A 16,847-nucleotide genomic window follows, 5' to 3' on the forward strand; every position below is an offset into this window, starting at 1 on the left:
GCCTTGGAGCCCGAGTTGACCCGCCACACCGACCTGACCACCGCGATCCGGGCCCGCCAGCGCGTGCTCGGCTACTGGATCACCCTCGACTCCCCCGTCTCCACCGAGCGCATCGCCCGCACCGGCTACGACTACGTCGCCCTCGACGCCCAGCACGGCCTGTTCTCCTACGAGGGCATGCTGCGGGGCATCACCGCCGTCGACGCCGCGGGCGGGGTGGCGTGGGTCCGGGTCGAGGCCAACGACCCCACCTACATCGGCAAGGCGCTGGACGCCGGCGCGAGCGGGGTGATCGTGCCGCTGGTCGACGACGCCGAGCAGGCCGCCGCCGCCGTCGCCGCGGCGAAGTACCCGCCGGTCGGCCGGCGCAGCTACGGCCCCATGCGCTCGGCCCTGCGGGTCGGGCCGAAGCCTGCGGACAGCAACGACGCCACGCTGGTGCTCGCGATGATCGAGACGCCCGAGGGCCTGGCGAACGTGGCGGAGATCTGCGCGACCCCCGGGTTGGACGGCGTCTACGTGGGCCCCTCCGACCTGTGCATCGCCGTCGGCGGCGCGTTCCCCAACGACCCCGCCGTGGCCGACGTCTTCGAGGCCGCGCTGGTGACCGTGCGCGAGGCCGCCGCGGCCGCCGGGGTGGCCGCCGGCATCCACACCGCCGCCGGCGCCCAGGCCGCGCAGCGGCTGGCCGAGGGCTACACCTTCGCCACCGTCTCCTCCGACCTGACCCACCTCGAGCAGGCCGCCGCCGACCACCTCGCCCGCGCCCGGGGCTCGGCGTCCGCGACCGGCGACGGGACGGGCTACTGATGACCGCCACCGAGCTGGTCCGCGACGGCGTGCTCCGCGACACCGGCCCCGGACGCCGCGACGCCTTCCTGCCCACCACCACCGTGCAGGTGCACGCCGCGAACCTCATGACGCTGCCCGACGGCACGCTGGGCTGCGTCTGGTTCGGCGGCACCCAGGAAGGCGTCCCGGACATCTCGATCTGGTTCTCCCGGCTGGTCGGCGAGGCGTGGTCCCCCGCCGTCCAGCTGTCCGACGACGGCACCCGCTCCGAGCAGAACCCGGTGCTCTTCCCGGCCCCCGACGGCACGACCTGGCTGCTGTGGACCGCCCAGCACGCCGGGGACCAGGACTCCGCCGAGGTGCGCTGCCGGGTGTCCCCCGACTCCGGGGCCAGCTGGGGCGAGGTGCGCACGCTGTTCCCGGCCACGCCGACCGGCGGGGTGTTCGTGCGCCAGCCGGTCGTGGTGCTGCCCTCGGGGCGCTGGCTGCTGCCGGTGTTCTCCTGCGTCACGGTGCCCGGCCAGAAGTGGGTCGGCGACGTCGACACCAGCTCGGTGATGGTCTCCGACGACGCCGGCGCCACCTGGCGCGAGGTCGCCGTCCCTGGGTCGACCGGGTGCGTGCACATGGACGTCGTCCCGGTCGACGGCGGGCTGGCCGCGTTCTACCGCAGCCGCTGGGCCGACTGGGTGCACCGCTCGACGTCGGCCGACGACGGCGACACCTGGTCCGCCCCGGTGCCCACCGGACTGCCCAACAACAACAGCTCGATCCAGGTCACCGCGCTGGCCGACGGCCGGTTGGCCATGGTGCTCAACCCGACCCAGGCCGGGCCGGGCACCCCGCGCCGGCTCTCGCTCTACGACGAGATCGACGACTCCGGGCTGGCCGACGCCCAGGGGGTGGCCGAGCCGGTCGTCGACGACGGCGCCCGGCACGCGTTCTGGGGCACTCCGAGAGCGCCCATGACGCTGGCGCTGTCCACCGACGGCGGGGTCACCTGGCCCGCGCGGCGCGACGTCGAGACCGGCGACGGCTACTGCCTGTCCAACAACAGCCGCGACGGGGTGAACCGCGAGCTGTCCTACCCCTCGGTGCACCAGACCCCCGACGGGCTGCTCCACCTGGCCTTCACCTACCACCGCACGGCGATCGAGCACGTCGTGGTCGACCCGTCGTGGGTGGACGTAGGCTGATGCACGCACTGGTCACCGGGGCGAGCTCGGGCATCGGCGCCGCCGTCGTCGACCGGCTGCTGGCCGACGGCTGGACCGTCACCGGCCTCAGCCGCACCGACCCCGGGCCACGCCCGGGGCTGACCTGGGTGGCCGCCGACCTCACCTCCCCCGGGGCGGTCGGCGACCTGCTGGCGGACGTCGGCCCGCTGGACGCCGTCGTGCACTCGGCCGGGGTGCAGCGCTCGGCCCGGCTGGGCGCCCTGTCCCTGGCCGACGGGGCGCTCATGTGGCGGCTGCACGTCGACGCCGCGACCGCCGTCGTCGACGCGGTGGTCGACCGGCTCGCCGACGGCGGCCGGGTGGTGCTGATGGGCAGCCGCACGGCGGTCGGGGTGGCCGGCAAGAGCCAGTACGCCGCGACGAAGGCCGCCCTGGTGGGGCTGGCCCGGTCGTGGGCCATCGAGCTGGCCCCGCGCCGGATCACGGTGAACGTGGTCGCGCCCGGGCCGACCCAGACGCCGATGCTGGCCGACCCCGGCCGGGCAGCCACCCCGCCGCAGCCCCCGCCGCTGGGACGGTTCGTGCGGCCCGAGGAGGTCGCGGCGCTCACCGCGTTCCTGCTCGGGCCCGACGGCGGGATGGTGACCGGCCAGCAGCTCGTGGTGTGCGGCGGGGCCAGCCTCTAGGTCAGACGAAGGCGGACATCCCGGTGACCGAACGGCCCACGATGAGGGTGTTCATCTCGCGGGTGCCCTCGTAGGAGTACAGCGCCTCGGCGTCGTTGAAGTACCGGACGACGTTGTTCTCCAGCACGATGCCGTTGCCGCCGAACAGCTCGCGGGCCATCGCCACCGTCTCGCGGCCGCGGGCGGTGACGTAGGCCTTGGCCAGCGCCGCCTGGTCGTCGCGCAGGTCGTCGGTCTCCTGCAGCTGCGCCACCCGCACGACCATGCCCAGCGAGGCGGTGACGTTGCCCAGCATCTTGGCCAGCAGGTCCTGGATGAGCTGGAAGCTGCCGATCGGCTTGCCGAACTGCTCGCGCTCCTTGGCGTAGGCCAGCGCGTACTCGTAGGCGCCCATCTGGCAGCCCACGCCGGACCACGCGACGCCGCCGCGGGTCACCTTGAGGACCTTGTTGACGTCCTTGAACGAGTTGCCGCCCTCGAGCTTGTGGTCGGCGGGGATGCGGCAGTCGGTGAAGGTCAGGTCGGCGTTCTGCACCGTGCGCAGCGCGAACTTGTCCTCGATCTTGGTCGCGGTGAAGCCCGGGGTCCCCTTGTCGACCACGAAGGTCTTCACCTGGTCGTCGGCCTCGTCGCGGGCGAACACCACCACGTGGTCGGCGAAGGTGCCGTTGCCGATCCAGCGCTTGGCCCCGTTCAGCACCCACTCGTCGCCGTCCCGGCGGGCGGTCGTGCGCAGGCCGCGGGCGACGTCGGAACCGCCCTCGGGCTCGGTCAGGGCGAAGGCCCCGATCGTGTCCATCGTCATCATCGCGGGGATCCAGCGCTGCCGCTGCTCCTCCGAGCCCAGGATCATGATCGAGCCCATGGCCAGGCCGTTGTGCACGCCGAGGAAGGTGGCGATGGAGGGGTCGACCCGCGCCAGCTCGAGGGCCTGGAACCCGCCGTACAGCTTGGACGCCGGCACCCGCCCGTCCCACTCGTAGGCGCGGCCGACGACGTCGATCGAGGCGAACTCGGGGATGAGGTCCATCGGGAACTCCGCGGCCGCCCAGGAGGGGTTGACCCGGGGCCGCACCTTCTCGTCGAGGAACTCGCGCAGCGCCTGGAGCTCCTTGCGCTCGGTGTCCGACAGCAACGTCTCGTAGCCGAAGAAGTCCCCGGTGAGCAGGTCGGCGGTCATGGTGGGCGGTCCTCCCGGTGGCGCAGTGGCTGAACTCGTCCCCGCTCCCTACCCACGAGTAGCGATCTCACGCGGGGCGCGGCGCCCAGGCCTCCCCTACGCTCGCCGGAGCCCGTCCACCGGTGATCGAGGAGTGCGCGTGCGGTTCGTGCAGGGCCTGCTGCTGGGGGTGTCCGCCGGCTGCCTCGTCGGGGCCGCCGCCGACGTGCTCCGGTCGTACTCCCTCGTCGGTGCCGTGCTGGCGTTCGTGCTGTTCGCCGTCCTCTCGGGGAGGGGGTCGGCAGGCCGGCAGGACGCCGCCCGCCGGCGCACCGACGCGCGGCTGCGGGCCACCCGGGCCCGGCTGCAGCCCGACACCCCGTCCACCCCGGGTGGCTTCTTCGCCGGCCGGCGCCTCGGCGACGCCCTCGCCTGGCTGGCCGCCGAGCACGCGATCAGCACCCTCGAGCGGGTCGGCGTCACCGAGGACGACCTGGTCGTGCTGTTCCCCGGGCCGCAGGGTCCGCGCCTGGCCGTCGTCCACGAGGCCGGGTCCGGCTTCGAGGTCGGGTTCGTCGACGAGCCGGCCGATCCCCGAGCCCTGCTGGGCGGGACGGGCCGGTTCCAGGCACGCGACCTGGCCCCCGACGTCCTGCCCCGGGTGCTGGAGCGGGCCCGCCGCGACCACCCGGACACCTGGACCCACGTGCAGGACCCCGAGGCGGTCCTGCACCGCCCCGACCGGCTCCGCGACGACGTCACCGTCCAGCTGCACAACGGCGCCCCCACCGGCGCCGACCAGACCGTGTGGGCCTCGGGGTCCGGCGACCTGCTGTACGTGCAGGAGTCGCTGTCGTGACCGCGCCCGGCGTCGTCCCCGCCGAACCCGTGGCCCGCCGCCCGCGCGGGTTCGCCGTCGGCCTGCTGCTCGGCCTGCTGCTCACCGCCGGGCCCGTGGTCGCCATCCGCACCGGCGCCCTGCCCGAGCCGGCGCTCGGGTCGGGGTCCAGCAGCGACGCGGACGACGCCGACGACGACGTCCCGTTCAGCGACCCGGTGCGGCTGCAGGGCGCGCTCGACGCCGCGGTGGCCGAGGTCGGCAGCGACCGGGCCACCCAGGTGGTGGTCGAGGCCCGCGAATTCGCCGTCGTCCTGTTCGACCCGGCCACCAACCTGTGGACCCGCTACCAGGAGTACGCCTTCGACCGCCCCGGCGACGGCCGCTCCGAGCCCCTGCCCGCCCAGCCCCCGGCCGAGGCCGAGTTCCCGCTCGGCACGGTCTCCGCAGCCGGGCTGACCGCAGCCCTGGTGACCGGCAACCGGGCCATCGGCAACGACGCCGACGAGGTCGGCTACCTGCAGCTGGTCGCCGAGCGCCCCTTCCCGGTCTACGGCGACGTGCTGCTCACCGTGGTCGACCGCTACAGCGCCGGCGCCCGGGCCTGGCTGTCCCCCGCCGGCGAGGTGCTGCGCTCCGAGGTCGGCTGAGGCAGCTCAGTAGCCTGCCCGCATGGTCTCCCTGGGCACGCCCCTGTCCCCCGCGGCCACCCGCGTGATGCTGCTGGGCAGCGGTGAGCTGGCCAAGGAGGTGCTGATCGCGCTGCAGCGGCTGGGCGTGGAGACCATCGCCGTCGACCGCTACGACGACGCCCCTGGCCACCAGGTCGCCCATCACGCCCGCACCATCACCATGAGCGACCCCGAGCAGCTGCGGGCCCTGATCGAGGCCGAGCGGCCCGACGTCGTCGTCCCCGAGATCGAGGCCATCGCCACCCCGACGCTGGTCGAGCTGGAGGCGGAGGGCGTGCGCGTGGTGCCCACCGCCCGGGCCGCCCGGCTGACGATGGACCGCGAGGGCATCCGTCGGTTGGCCGCCGAGACCCTCGGCCTGCCGACCAGCCCCTACCGCTTCTGCGACTCGCTCGAGGAGCTGCAGGCCGGCGCGGCCGCCGTCGGGTTCCCGTGCGTGGTCAAGCCGGTGATGTCGTCCTCGGGCAAGGGCCAGAGCACCGTGCGCACGGCCGGGGACGTCGAGACCGCCTGGGAGTACGCGATGGCCGGCAGCCGGGTGGCCGGCACCCGGGTCATCGTCGAGGGGTTCGTCGACTTCGACTACGAGATCACCCTGCTCACCGTGCGGTCCCGCCGCGGCGAGGAGACCGTGACCGGCTTCTGCGCGCCGATCGGGCACCGGCAGGAGTCCGGTGACTACGTGGAGAGCTGGCAGCCCCAGCCGATGAGCGACCTGGCGCTGCAGCGGGCGCAGGAGATCGCCGCCGCCGTCACCGCCGACCTCGACGGCCTGGGCCTGTTCGGCGTCGAGCTGTTCGTGCGCGGCGACGACGTGTGGTTCTCCGAGGTCAGCCCCCGCCCGCACGACACCGGCATGGTCACCATGGCCACCCAGTGGCAGGACGAGTTCGAGCTGCACGCCCGGGCCCTGCTCGGCCTGCCGGTGGACACCTCGCTGCGCAACCCCGGGGCCTCGGCCGTGGTCTACGGCGGCGTCGAGGCCGCCGGCATCACCTTCGACGGCGTCGACGAGGCGCTGGCGCTGCCCGGCGTGCAGGTGCGGCTGTTCGGCAAGCCCGAGAGCTTCACCCGGCGTCGCATGGGCGTCGCGCTGGCCCGCGGCGAGGACGCCGAGGCCGCCCGCGCCACCGCCCGCGAGGCCGCGAGCCGGGTGCGACCGCGGGCCTGAACAGCCGCGGAACCGGTGCGCGACGGCCGCCGCCTCCCGGGCCGCCGGGGTGTCGGGGGTGACCTGGACGGCGCCCTGGACCAGCTTCCAGGTGCCGACCACCTCGCCGTCGTCGACCAGCATCGGCAGGAAGACTCCGTTGCCCCCGGGGACGACGGCGTCGAACCGCTCGGCGGCGACCACGTGCGAGCGGTCGGCGTGGCCGAGCAGCAGCTCGTCGAACCCGGCCAGCGCGCGGACGCCGTCGGGGTGCGCCGGCGGGGGGTCGCCGAGGGTCCAGAGCACCTGGTCGCCGCAGCGCACCTCGGTGAGCTCGTCGCGCACCGCGGCGAAGCCGGCGCGCACCTCGGTCAGCGTCAGCCCGCTCCACCACGCCAGGTCGCGCTCGGATGCCGGGCCGTGCCCGGCGAGGTACCGCCGCACCAGGACGGCGACCGCACCCGCCCGGTCGGCCGGCGCCGCACCGGGCGCCCACTCGTCGAGCAGGACGAAGGCCTGCACCGGCCCACCCGCGGTCTCCCCGCGCGGCGGCCCCAGGCACAGCAGGCCCTGGTGGGCGAGCCGGCCGTAGAGGTGCGGGGTGCGCTGACCGGTCACGTCCAGCCCTGCCGCAGCCCAGCGGGCGGCGAGCTCGGGGCGGGTGAGGGCACCACCGCCGGCCAGCTCGGCGCGGGCCACGTCGGCCGCCCGGGCGACGTCGGCGGCGGTGATGCCCAGCTGACGGTGCCGGGGCTCGGCGGAGCGCATCTGCCGGTCAGCGGTGAGCGACAGCAGCAGCCGCAGATCGGCGGGGGTGGTGGCGAACAGGGTGCCGCGCATCGGCCACGAGCGCACGACCCGGCCGGCGGCGAACGCGGCCCACACGTCGGCGAGCGTGCTGCCGGGGACCCGGGAGCCGATCGCCCACTCGGCCTGCCGCAGGTCCTGGGCCTGCACGGCGAGCAGCCCGCGCACGGCCGCGGCACCGTCGGGCCGGGGCACCGTCAGGCCCTGGGCGGACAGCCGCATGCGGCGCAGCGTGCCCACGTCGATGTCCACGGCGCTCCCCTCGGGTGGGCGCGACGGTAGCGCGGGGCACCGACAGGACCGGCTCCGGCGTCCACCGTCGGGACCGGTGTCCACAGCGGCACCGGACCCGGCCTCCTCCGCCGGCGCCCTGGGGCAGGCTCCTGGGCATGCGCACCCCGCGGCCCCCGACCACCTCCCCGCTCGAGCTGCTGCAGACCGCGGTGCAGGTGGCGCGCCGTCCCGGGAGCACCGCCGAGGAGCTCGACCCGTTCACCGCTGCGCTCGCCCGGCAGTGCCCCGACCTCGACCTGCCCGGTCTCGAGCCGCTGGTCGACGACGCGGTGCACCGCTGCTACGACCGCGGGTGGCAACCGGCCGACCTCGTGCACGTGACCGGCCGACGCACCAGCCGGCGGGCGGCCCGGCTGGTCGGGTCGGCGCTGCTCGCCGAGGCCGAGCGGTCCCGGGCGGCCGACCGCGCCCCGCGGGAGTGGGTCGAGCAGCTGGCCACCCTGCCGGGTCCGGCGTCGGGGGCGTCGGGGTGGTGGGCCCGCAGCGGTCTCGACGCCGCCACCGGGTGGCGGGACCTGGTGCGGGTGCTGGCCCTGCTGACCGGCCTCCCGGCTCTGCAGGCGCTGCTGCCCGGGCCGGCCGCGTGGCCGCGGCACCACCGGGCGACGTCGTCCGCCCGCCCCGTGCCCGGGCCGGTCGACGAGAAGGTGCTCGGCCGCGTGCGGGGTCTGCTGGCCAAGGCCGAGCGCACCGAGTTCGCAGAGGAGGCCGACGCGCTGACCGCCAAGGCCCAGGAGCTGATGAGCAGGTACGCCATCGACCACGCCGTGCTGGCCGGTGCGCAGGTGGGCGGGCCCGGCGTGGGCGCGGACGTCGTCGCCCGCCGGCTGCACCTGACCGACCCCTTCACCGGGGCCAAGGCCGCCCTGCTGCACGCCGTCGCCGACCCGAACGGCTGCCAGGTGGTGCTCCTGCGCGACCTGGGCATCGCCACCGTGGTGGGTCTGCCCGTCGACGTCGCGCTGGTCGAGCTGCTGTTCACCTCGCTGCTGCTGCAGGCCACACGGGCGTTGTCCGGCGACGCACCACCGGGCACGAACCCGTCCCCCGTGTACAAGCGCGGGTTCCTCCTCGCCTACGCCACCCGCATCGGCGAGCGGCTGACCGAGGCCGGTGACCGGGCGACCGCCGAGGCGTCCGCGGAGCACGGCCGGTCGGTCCTGCCGGTGCTGGCCCGCCGGCAGGCGGCCGTGGCCGACCGGGTCACCGAGCTGTTCCCGCACGTGCGACGCAGCCGCCGACGCACGGTGGACCCGGAGGGGTGGTGGGCCGGGCGCCGCGCAGCCGACACCGCCGACCTGGGGGCGCCACGCACGCCGTTGGCGCCCGGGCCACCGCCGAGCCGCGCCCACGTTTAGGTTAGCCTCTCTTGGCTTCGCGACCCGCCGCGGAGGACCGCTCGCCGCACCCGGCGCGCCGACCACGGAGGACGACCCGGCATGCCCTTGATCACCCACCGGCTCCGCACCACCGCCGCCGCGCTGGCCTGCGCCGGTCTGCTCACCGCGTGCGGGGCGTCCGAGGCCGTGCCCGAGTCGGCCGCGGCCACCGGGGGCGAGCAGGCCACCGAGTACCCCCTGGTCCTGGACAACTGCGGCACCGAGGTCACCGTGGACGCCCCGCCGCAGCGGGTCGTGTCCCTCGACCAGGGCAGCACCGAGCTCATGCTGTCCCTCGGGCTCGGCGACCGCATCGTCGGCACCGCCTCCTGGACCGACCCGGTGCTGCCGTCGCTGGCCGACGCGAACGCCGACGTGCCCCGGCTGGCCGACAACGCCCCCGGCTACGAGGCCGTCCTGGGCACCGACCCCGACTTCGTCACCGCCTCCTTCGGCCGGCACTTCGCCACGGGCGGGGTGGCCGAGCGGGCCCGGTTCACCGAGACCGGCATCGGCACCTACCTGTCCCCCACCGACTGCTCCGGCGGGCAGAGCGTGAACGCCGGCGGCAAGCGGTCCGAGCCCCTGCAGGTCGACGCCCTGTACCAGGAGATCCGCGAGCTGGCCGCGGTCTTCGACGTGCCCGAGCGCGGTGAGCAACTGGTCGCCGAGCTGCAGCAGCGCGCCGCCGCGGCGACCGCCGAGATCGAGGCAAGCGGCGTCACCCTCGGCTTCTGGTTCGCCGACACCCGCAGCCCGTACTTCGCCGGCGGCGTCGGGGCCCCGCAGCTGCTCGCCGAGGGCGTCGGCGGTGCCAACGTCTTCGCCGACCTCGCCGACGACTGGTCCGCGGTCTCGTGGGAGGCGGTGGTCGACCGGGAGCCCGACGTCCTGGTGCTGGGCGACCTCGCCCGCGACCGCTTCCCCGGTGACCGGCTGGCCGACAAGGAGGCCTTCCTCGCCGCCGACCCGCTGACCAGCACGATGCAGGCCGTCCAGGACCAGCAGTACGTCGCCCTCAGCGGGGCCGAGCTCAACCCGTCCATCCGCTTCGTGGACGGCCTCGAGGACCTCGCCGCCGGCCTGGCCGAGCTCGGGCGCACGTCCTGACCGCCGCACCGGCCCTCGAGCCCGCCACCGACGACGACACCGGCACCGGGCCCCGCTCCCGTCGCCTGCCGGCCGGGGCCGTCCTGGCCCTGCTCGGGCTCGCCGCGGTCGTGGCGTCGGTGGCCGGTGCCATCACCCTGGGCCCCGCCGAGGTGTCGCTGGTGAACATCCGCGACGTGCTGCTCAACCACCTCGGGCTGACCGACGTCCCGGTGCGGGCGGTCAAGGAGGCCATCGTCTGGGAGGAGCGCCTGCCCCGGGCGCTCACGGCCGCCGCGTGCGGCGCCGGTCTCGGGCTGTGCGGCGCCGTGCTGCAGGCCCTGCTGCACAACCCGCTCGCCGACCCCTTCCTGCTCGGCATCTCCTCTGGCGCGTCCACCGGCGCGGTCGTCATCGGGGTGCTCGGGCTCGGCGGCTCGGTGCTGGGCCTGTCCGGGGGCGCGTTCGTCGGCGCCCTCGTCGCGTTCGGGCTGGTGCTGCTGCTGGCCGGGCTCAGCGGCGGCGGCACCGACCGCGTGATCCTCGCCGGGGTCGCCGGCACCCAGTTCTTCGCGGCGCTCACCTCGTTCGCGATCTTCGCCTTCGCCGACGCCGACGAGACCCGCGGGGTCATGTTCTGGTTGCTCGGGTCGCTGGAGGGCGTCCGCTGGGACGACGTGCTGCTCTGCGGGGTCGTCGTCCTCGTCGGTGGGGCCTGGGCGCTGCGGCAGTCCCACGCCCTCGACGCGTTCGCCTTCGGCGACGACGTGGCCGATTCCCTGGGCATCCCGGTGCGGCGCACCCGCCTGGTGCTGCTGGGGGTCACCGCCCTCATCACCGCGACCCTGGTCAGCATCGCGGGCTCCATCGGCTTCGTCGGCCTCGTGCTGCCGCACGCGGCGCGGTTCCTGGTCGGCCCCCGGCACGCCCGGCTGCTGCCGGCCACGGTGCTGATCGGTGCGGTGTTCATGGTCTGGGTCGACGCGGTCTCCCGGGTCGCCTTCCAGCCCACCCCGCTGCCGGTCGGCGTGGGCACGGCCCTGGTCGGGGTGCCCGCGTTCGTGCTCATCCTGCTGCGTCGCCGGCGGGTCGCATGACCCTGCACGCCGACCGGGTCCGCTGGAACCGCGGTGGTGCGCTCGTCGTCGACGGCGTCACCCTCACCCCCCGGCCCGGTGCCACCGTCGGGCTGCTGGGCCCCAACGGCTCCGGCAAGTCCTCGCTCCTGCGGCTGCTCTCCGGCACCGCGCGGCCCGACGACGGCACGGTCACCCTCGACGGCACCGACCTGCGAGCGCTGTCCCGCCGCTCCGTCGCCCGCACGGTCGCCGTGGTCGGGCAGCACACCCACACCGACGTCGACATCCGGGTGCGCGACGTCGTGCGGCTGGGGCGCATCCCGCACCGCGGGCCGCTGGGCTCGCGGCCGGCCACCGACGCCGCCGCGGTCGACGCCGCGCTGGCGGCCACCGGCATGACCGACAAGGCCGACCGGTTCTGGCACAGCCTGTCCGGGGGCGAGCAGCAGCGGGCGCACATCGCCCGGGCCCTGGCGCAGGAGCCGCGCGAGCTGCTCATGGACGAACCCACCAACCACCTCGACATCCGCCACCAGCTCGAGCTGCTGGAGCTGGTGCAGCGGCTGCCGGTGACCACCGTGGTGGCGCTGCACGACCTCAACCTGGCCGCGGCGTACTGCGACGAGGTGGTGGTCATGGCCGCCGGTCGCGCCGTGGCCGCCGGCCCCCCGGCCCAGGTGCTCACCCCCGAGCTGATCGGCGAGGTCTACGGGGTGCGGGCGACCGTGCTGGTCGGCGAGGACGGCGTGCCCACCGTCGTGCTGCGGCCCGCTGCGGTCAGCGCTCCGGCCTGACCGGGGCGGTCGAGGCGCGCACCACCAGCCGGCCGGGCACCACCACGGGCCGGCCCTGGAACCACCGCTCGGCGGCCTCGATGCGCTCCAGCAGCACGTCGACGCAGCGCCGGCCGACCTCGGCGAAGTCCTGGTGCACCGTGGTCAGCGGTGGCCGGAGGTAGGCGGCCTCGGCGATGTCGTCGAAGCCGACCACGCTGACCTCGCCCGGGATGTCCACCCCGGACTCGGCCAGGGCGCGGATCAGCCCCAGCGCCATGTGGTCGTTGGCCACGAAGACCCCGGTGACCTCGGGCCAGCGCTCGCGCAGCACCAGCCCGGCGTCGTAGCCCGACCGGGCGCTCCAGTCGCCCAGCAGGGGCTCGCGCACCCGCAGCCCCGCCTGGGTCATCCCGAGCTGCCAGCCCTCCAGCCGTGCCTCGGCCTCGATCCAGTCCTGCCGGCCGCGCACGTGCACGATCTCGGTGTGGCCCAGCTCCACCAGGTGGCGCGTGGCCTGCAGGGCGCCGTCCACCTGGTCCACGACCACCGAGGGCACGCCCGGGGCCGCCCCGCCCTCGACCGCCACCGCCGGGAGGTCGGCCGGGAGCCCCACCATCACCTGCACCGCGGCGCGCTGGGGGGCGAGCACGACCACGCCGCACACCGACTGGGCGACCAGCCGGTCGACGGCGTCGGCGAACGACTGCGGCTGCAGGTCCGGCACGGTCACCACGTGCACCTCGTAACCGGCCGTCCGCGCGGCCTGCTCGAGGCTGAACAACGTGCTCGCCGGCCCGTGCAGGCTGGTGTCGAACGCGATGACGCCGATGGTCTCGGACTGCCGCCGGGCCAGGGCCCGCGCGGTCAGGTTGCGCCGGTACCCCAGCTTCGCCATCGCCTCGAGCACCCGGGCCCGGGTCTCCTCCTTGACGTACGGGTGGTCGTTCAGCACCCGCGACACGGTCTGGTGCGAGACCCCGGCCAGCTGGGCGACGTCGGCCATGACGGCCGGCCTGCCCGCCCGTGGTTCCACCCCGACCCTCCGTCCGTGCGCCGGCGCTCGCCGGACGTCGAGGTCGGATGCTGCCACCCCCGGGGCCGGAGCGGGTCGGTCGTCCCCCGGGGGAGCGAGCAGCGTCAGCGGGAGGACCGCGTGCTCAGGCGCTGGACGACGACGAAGACCAGCAGCAGGACACCGATGGTGATCTTGGTCCACCACGAGCTCAGCCCGCCGTCGAAGGAGATCAGCGACTGGATGGTGCCCAGCACCAGCACGCCGAGCAGCGACCCGACGACGAGGCCGGACCCGCCGGTGAGCAGCGTCCCGCCGATGACCACCGCGGCGATGGCGTCGAGCTCCATGCCGATGGCGTGCAGGCTCCAGCCCGAGAGGATGTACAGGCTGAACAGCAGGCCACCCAGGGCGGAGCAGAAACCGCTGATCGCGTAGACCGCGACCTTGGTGCGGCCGACCGCCAGGCCCATCAGGCCCGCGGACTGCTCGTTGCCGCCGATGGCGTACACCGTGCGGCCGAAGCGGGTGCGGTGCAGCACGTACACCGCGATCGCCACCACCACGAGGGCGATGAGGACGCCGTAGGTGAGGTAGGTGTTGCCCGGCAGCTCGATGACGTTCTGCGCCAGGCCGGTGAACAGGTCGTCGCGGATGGGGATCGAGGGCTCGCTGATGACGAAGCACAGGCCGCGGGCCAGGAACATCCCGGCCAGCGTGACGATGAACGGCTGCAGCTGCAGGTGGTGCACGGCCGCGCCCATCGCCCAGCCCAGCAGCGTGCCGGTGGCCAGCACCAGCACGATGACCAGCGGCGCGGCCCAGCCCTTCTGCAGCAGCGAGGCCGCGATGACCGTGGACAGGGCGACCACCGCACCGGAGGACAGGTCGATGCCGCCGGTGAGGATCACGAAGGTCATGCCGACCGCGAGCACGATGAGGTGCGCGTTGTCCACCAGCAGGTTCAGCGCCACCTGCGGGTAGCCGAAGTTCTCGTACCGCAGCGTGCCGGCGCCGAAGAGCACGACGAGCAGGAGGGCGGTGACCAGCACGGAGAACGTGCTGGACCCGGTGTCGGTGCGGCGCAGCCAGGCGTAGGCCGCCTGCCCGAGCGAGCGGTCCGGCCGCTCCGGGGCGGGCGCGGGAGCCGTGCCGGTGGCGCTGTCGGTGGCGGTCATCGGAGTGCCCCCTGGTCGGTGGTGGTGGGCTCGGCTGCGGTCGCGTCGGCGGGCTCGGCCGAGGATGCGGGGGTCAGGGGACGGACGTCGTCCCCTTCGACGGCCGGCACCGGGACGGCCGGCGAGGTGCTGGTGCGCGCCGATCGCCGGCGGCGGCCGAGCGCGGCGCGGATGCGCGGGGCCTGCAGCAGGAAGACCGCGATGATGACGACGGCCTTGAACAGCCGCACGTACTCGTCGGGCACGCCCATGGTCAGCGTGGTGGTGGTCAGGGTCTGCAGGATGAGGGCGCCCAGCACCGTGCCGGTCAGCGAGTAGCGACCACCGGCGAGCGAGGTGCCACCGATCACGACGGCGAGGATCGCGTCGAGCTCGATGAACAACCCGGCCCGGTTGGCGTCGGCGGCGCTGACGTTGGCGTTGGTCATCAGGCCGGCGACCGCGGCGGTGAAGGCGACGAAGACGTAGACGGTCCAGGTGATCGACCGCGAGCGGACGCCGGCCAACCGGGCGGCCTCCGGGTTGGTGCCGACCGCCTCGATCAGCGTGCCCAGCGCGGTGCGGCGGGTGAGCGCGGCGACGACCAGGAGCACCAGCAGGGTGAGCACCACCTGGGCCGGCAGGCCGAGGACGAAGCCACCGCCGAGCCAGTCGAAGGCCGGGTTCTCGGCGGTGATGATCTGCCCGTCGGTGACCAGCATGGCCAGCCCGCGGCCGGCCGTCATGAGCACCAGCGTCGCGATGATCGGCTGGATGCCGACGACGGAGACCAGGAAGCCGTTCCACGCACCGAGCACCAGGCCGACGGCCAGGGCGGTGCCGATGGCGACCGCGGCGGTGGCCGGGGACGTCGGGTCCGACGACCCGTCGATGATCGTGAAGCTGACCGCGCCGGAGATGGCCAGCACGGCGCCGACGGAGAGGTCGATCCCGCGGGTGGCGATGACCAGGGTCATGCCGACCGCGATGAGCAGGGTCGGGGCGACGTTCTTCAGGACGTCGACCGGCGAGCCGAACAGGTGGCCGTCCTGGATCCGCAGGGCGAAGAAGCCAGGGTTGACGACGGCGTTGAACACCAGCAGCACGAGCAGCGCCGACGCCGCCCACACCACCGGGGAGGACATGTCCAGGCGCCGCCGCGTGCGGGGCTCGGTGGGGGTCTCAGGCACGGTCGCCTCCACTGGCGATCAGGTCGACGACGGAGTCGAGGGTGGCGGTGGAGCCGTCGACGTCGGCGACGGTGCGGTGGTCGCGCAGCACGGTGATGCGGTCGCTGATCCGCAGCACCTCCTCCAGCTCGGCGGAGACGAACACGACCGACATCCCCTCGCTCGCCAGCTGGCTGACCAGGGCCTGGATCTGGGCCTTGGCGCCGATGTCGATGCCGCGGGTGGGCTCGTCGAGCAGCAGCAGCCGCGGCTCGGTCAGCAGCCAGCGGGCCAGCAGCACCTTCTGCTGGTTGCCGCCGGACAGGTTGCGGATCAGCGCGTCGGGGTGGGCCGGGCGGATGTCGAGGGCCTTGATGTACTTGGCGACCAGCTCGTCGCCCTGCTTGGTGGGGATGCGGCGCAGCCAGCCCCGGCGGGCCTGCAGGGCCAGCAGCACGTTGTCGCGCACGGTGAGGTCGCCGACGACGCCCTCGCCCTTGCGGTCCTCGGAGCAGAACGCGATGCCCTCGGCGATGGCCGTGCGCGGGGTGCGCAGCTTGACTGGGCGCCCGTCGACCTCGACGGTGCCCGAGCTCGCGCGGTCGGCGCCGAACAGGAGCCGGGTCAGCTCGGTGCGACCCGAGCCCAGCAGCCCGGCCAGGCCGGTCACGCGCCCGGCGTGGACGTCGAGGTCGGTGGGGGCGATGGCCCCGGTGCGGCCGAGGCCGCGGGCGCGCAGGCGCGGGACGGCGTCGGCGGGGGCCTCGTGGGCGGGCTCGCGCTCGAGGTGCTCGAGGGTGGACAGCTCGCGGCCGATCATCTCCTGCACCAGCTGCAGCCGGGGCAGCTCGGCGGTGCGGTGCTCGGCGACGAGGCGGCCGTTGCGCAGCACCGTCATGCGGTCGCTGATCTCGTAGACCTGGTCGAGGAAGTGGGACACGAAGAGGATGGCGACGCCGCGGTCGCGCAGCGTGCGCACGACCCGGAACAGCTCGGCGACCTCGCCGGCGTCCAGGCTCGAGGTGGGCTCGTCGAGCACCAGCACCTTGGCGTCGGTGTCGACGGCCCGGGCGATGGCGACCAGCTGCTGCAGGGCGATGGGGTGCCGGCCCAGGATGCTGCCGGGGTCGAGGTCCAGGTTCAGCTCGGCGAGCACGCGGCGGGTGCGCTCACGGGAGGCACGCCGGTCGATCGACCCGCGCTTGCGGGGTTCGCGACCGAGGACGACGTTCTCGGTGACCGTGAGGTTCGGGCAGAGGTTGACCTCCTGGTACACGGTGCTGATGCCCGCGGCCTGCGCGTCGGCCGGCGTGGCGAACTGCTGCTCGACGCCGTCGACGGTGACCGTGCCGCTGTCGTAGCGGTAGACCCCGGTGAGGGCCTTGATGAGGGTCGACTTGCCGGCTCCGTTCTCGCCCATGAGGGCGTGGACCTCGCCGGGGAACAGGCGCAGCCCCACCCCGTCGAGGGCGCGGACACCGGGGAACTCGATGGTGATGCCGGACATCTCGACCACCGGGGCGGCGGCCGGCCGGGGTGCTGCGGTGCTCATGGGCGAAGGTCTCCAGGAGTAGGGGTGCCCCGCCGCCG

15 protein-coding genes and 1 pseudogene are annotated in these 16,847 nt (G+C 74.8%); 10 read left to right on the plus strand and 6 right to left on the minus strand.

The genetic code is table 11. The annotated features are described in order from the left end of the window. The first annotated feature begins 15 nt into the window (after positions 1 to 15). Genes BLP29_RS00220 through BLP29_RS00230 form a run of 3 tightly spaced genes read left to right on the plus strand, consistent with a single transcriptional unit; the run spans position 16 to position 2,656 of the window. Entirely contained in the window at positions 16 to 810 is a 795-nt protein-coding gene (locus tag BLP29_RS00220) for an HpcH/HpaI aldolase family protein (RefSeq protein WP_092800482.1), read from the plus strand. After that, complete coding sequence (locus tag BLP29_RS00225; RefSeq protein ID WP_092798749.1) at positions 810 to 1,988, plus strand: sialidase family protein; 1,179 nt, start codon at positions 810 to 812, stop codon at positions 1,986 to 1,988. Before BLP29_RS00220 ends, BLP29_RS00225 begins: the two co-directional genes overlap by 1 nt. Continuing rightward, positions 1,988 to 2,656, plus strand: coding sequence for an SDR family NAD(P)-dependent oxidoreductase (locus BLP29_RS00230; protein ID WP_092798750.1), 669 nt, complete (start codon positions 1,988 to 1,990; stop codon positions 2,654 to 2,656). The genes BLP29_RS00225 and BLP29_RS00230 overlap by 1 nt, the downstream gene beginning before the upstream one ends. A 1-nt stretch (position 2,657) precedes the next feature. Here the strand turns inward: BLP29_RS00230 and BLP29_RS00235 are convergent, their stop codons facing one another. Continuing rightward, positions 2,658 to 3,836 carry an acyl-CoA dehydrogenase family protein gene (locus tag BLP29_RS00235; protein WP_092798752.1) on the minus strand — a complete coding sequence of 393 codons (1,179 nt, stop codon included), beginning with the start codon at positions 3,834 to 3,836 and terminating at the stop codon, positions 2,658 to 2,660. Positions 3,837 to 3,975: 139 nt separating this feature from the next. Here BLP29_RS00235 and BLP29_RS00240 point away from each other — a divergent pair, with 139 nt between their 5' ends. Genes BLP29_RS00240 through purT form a run of 3 tightly spaced genes read left to right on the plus strand, consistent with a single transcriptional unit; the run spans position 3,976 to position 6,516 of the window. Next, positions 3,976 to 4,674, plus strand: coding sequence for a hypothetical protein (locus BLP29_RS00240; protein ID WP_092798754.1), 699 nt, complete (start codon positions 3,976 to 3,978; stop codon positions 4,672 to 4,674). Beyond that, the gene (locus BLP29_RS00245; protein ID WP_092798764.1) at positions 4,671 to 5,303 is read left to right on the plus strand and encodes a hypothetical protein; all 633 of its coding nucleotides are present in this window, start codon (positions 4,671 to 4,673) and stop codon (positions 5,301 to 5,303) included. Before BLP29_RS00240 ends, BLP29_RS00245 begins: the two co-directional genes overlap by 4 nt. 22 nt (positions 5,304 to 5,325) lie before the next feature. Continuing rightward, positions 5,326 to 6,516, plus strand: a complete 1,191-nt coding sequence (gene purT, locus BLP29_RS00250; protein ID WP_092798774.1) for a formate-dependent phosphoribosylglycinamide formyltransferase — start codon at positions 5,326 to 5,328, stop codon at positions 6,514 to 6,516. A gap of 75 nt (positions 6,517 to 6,591) precedes the next feature. Here purT and BLP29_RS21930 read toward each other — a convergent pair. After that, positions 6,592 to 7,524: pseudogene (locus tag BLP29_RS21930) on the minus strand (winged helix DNA-binding domain-containing protein); the annotation flags it as partial. A 167-nt stretch (positions 7,525 to 7,691) separates the two neighbouring features. Here BLP29_RS21930 and BLP29_RS00260 point away from each other — a divergent pair. The 4 genes from BLP29_RS00260 (at position 7,692) to BLP29_RS00275 (ending at position 11,937) form a co-directional block, all read left to right on the plus strand. Continuing rightward, positions 7,692 to 8,954, plus strand: coding sequence for a DUF2786 domain-containing protein (locus tag BLP29_RS00260; protein WP_092798775.1), 1,263 nt, complete (start codon positions 7,692 to 7,694; stop codon positions 8,952 to 8,954). Positions 8,955 to 9,035: 81 nt separating this feature from the next. Continuing rightward, positions 9,036 to 10,085 (plus strand): ABC transporter substrate-binding protein, encoded by a 1,050-nt coding sequence (locus BLP29_RS00265; RefSeq protein WP_092798776.1) that lies wholly within the window; start codon positions 9,036 to 9,038, stop codon positions 10,083 to 10,085. 119 nt (positions 10,086 to 10,204) lie between these two features. Beyond that, entirely contained in the window at positions 10,205 to 11,161 is a 957-nt protein-coding gene (locus BLP29_RS00270; RefSeq protein WP_243469587.1) for a FecCD family ABC transporter permease, read from the plus strand. Further along, on the plus strand, positions 11,158 to 11,937 hold the full coding sequence (locus BLP29_RS00275) for an ABC transporter ATP-binding protein (protein ID WP_092798778.1): 780 nt from the start codon (positions 11,158 to 11,160) through the stop codon (positions 11,935 to 11,937). Before BLP29_RS00270 ends, BLP29_RS00275 begins: the two co-directional genes overlap by 4 nt. Here the strand turns inward: BLP29_RS00275 and BLP29_RS00280 are convergent. The 4 genes from BLP29_RS00280 to BLP29_RS00295 all read right to left on the minus strand — a co-directional run bounded on the left by BLP29_RS00280 (position 11,921) and on the right by BLP29_RS00295 (position 16,809). Beyond that, positions 11,921 to 12,922, minus strand: a complete 1,002-nt coding sequence (locus tag BLP29_RS00280; protein ID WP_092798779.1) for a LacI family DNA-binding transcriptional regulator — start codon at positions 12,920 to 12,922, stop codon at positions 11,921 to 11,923. The genes BLP29_RS00275 and BLP29_RS00280 overlap by 17 nt on opposite strands. A 134-nt stretch (positions 12,923 to 13,056) precedes the next feature. Further along, the gene (gene yjfF, locus BLP29_RS00285) at positions 13,057 to 14,109 is read right to left on the minus strand and encodes a galactofuranose ABC transporter, permease protein YjfF (protein ID WP_092798780.1); all 1,053 of its coding nucleotides are present in this window, start codon (positions 14,107 to 14,109) and stop codon (positions 13,057 to 13,059) included. Then, a complete protein-coding gene (locus BLP29_RS00290) occupies positions 14,106 to 15,278 on the minus strand; it encodes an ABC transporter permease (RefSeq protein WP_207798234.1) in 1,173 nt (390 codons plus the stop codon). The genes yjfF and BLP29_RS00290 overlap by 4 nt, the downstream gene beginning before the upstream one ends. Next, positions 15,271 to 16,809 (minus strand): sugar ABC transporter ATP-binding protein, encoded by a 1,539-nt coding sequence (locus BLP29_RS00295; RefSeq protein ID WP_092798781.1) that lies wholly within the window; start codon positions 16,807 to 16,809, stop codon positions 15,271 to 15,273. The genes BLP29_RS00290 and BLP29_RS00295 overlap by 8 nt, the downstream gene beginning before the upstream one ends. Positions 16,810 to 16,847: the final 38 nt, after the last annotated feature.

The sequence above is a fragment of the Klenkia marina genome, from assembly GCF_900101025.1.
Classification (GTDB): Bacteria; Actinomycetota; Actinomycetes; order Mycobacteriales; family Geodermatophilaceae; genus Klenkia; species Klenkia marina.

Excerpts from the sequence above, each read along its gene's own strand:
- BLP29_RS00225 (WP_092798749.1), top strand. The coding sequence starts at position 810 with ATGACCGCCACCGAGCTGGTCCGCGACGGCGTGCTCCGCGACACCGGC.
- BLP29_RS00230 (WP_092798750.1), top strand. The coding sequence starts at position 1,988 with ATGCACGCACTGGTCACCGGGGCGAGCTCGGGCATCGGCGCCGCCGTC.
- BLP29_RS00235 (WP_092798752.1), bottom strand. The coding sequence starts at position 3,836 with ATGACCGCCGACCTGCTCACCGGGGACTTCTTCGGCTACGAGACGTTG.
- purT (WP_092798774.1), top strand. The coding sequence starts at position 5,326 with ATGGTCTCCCTGGGCACGCCCCTGTCCCCCGCGGCCACCCGCGTGATG.
- BLP29_RS00260 (WP_092798775.1), top strand. The coding sequence starts at position 7,692 with ATGCGCACCCCGCGGCCCCCGACCACCTCCCCGCTCGAGCTGCTGCAG.
- BLP29_RS00265 (WP_092798776.1), top strand. The coding sequence starts at position 9,036 with ATGCCCTTGATCACCCACCGGCTCCGCACCACCGCCGCCGCGCTGGCC.
- BLP29_RS00275 (WP_092798778.1), top strand. The coding sequence starts at position 11,158 with ATGACCCTGCACGCCGACCGGGTCCGCTGGAACCGCGGTGGTGCGCTC.
- BLP29_RS00280 (WP_092798779.1), bottom strand. The coding sequence starts at position 12,922 with ATGGCCGACGTCGCCCAGCTGGCCGGGGTCTCGCACCAGACCGTGTCG.
- yjfF (WP_092798780.1), bottom strand. The coding sequence starts at position 14,109 with ATGACCGCCACCGACAGCGCCACCGGCACGGCTCCCGCGCCCGCCCCG.
- BLP29_RS00295 (WP_092798781.1), bottom strand. The coding sequence starts at position 16,809 with ATGAGCACCGCAGCACCCCGGCCGGCCGCCGCCCCGGTGGTCGAGATG.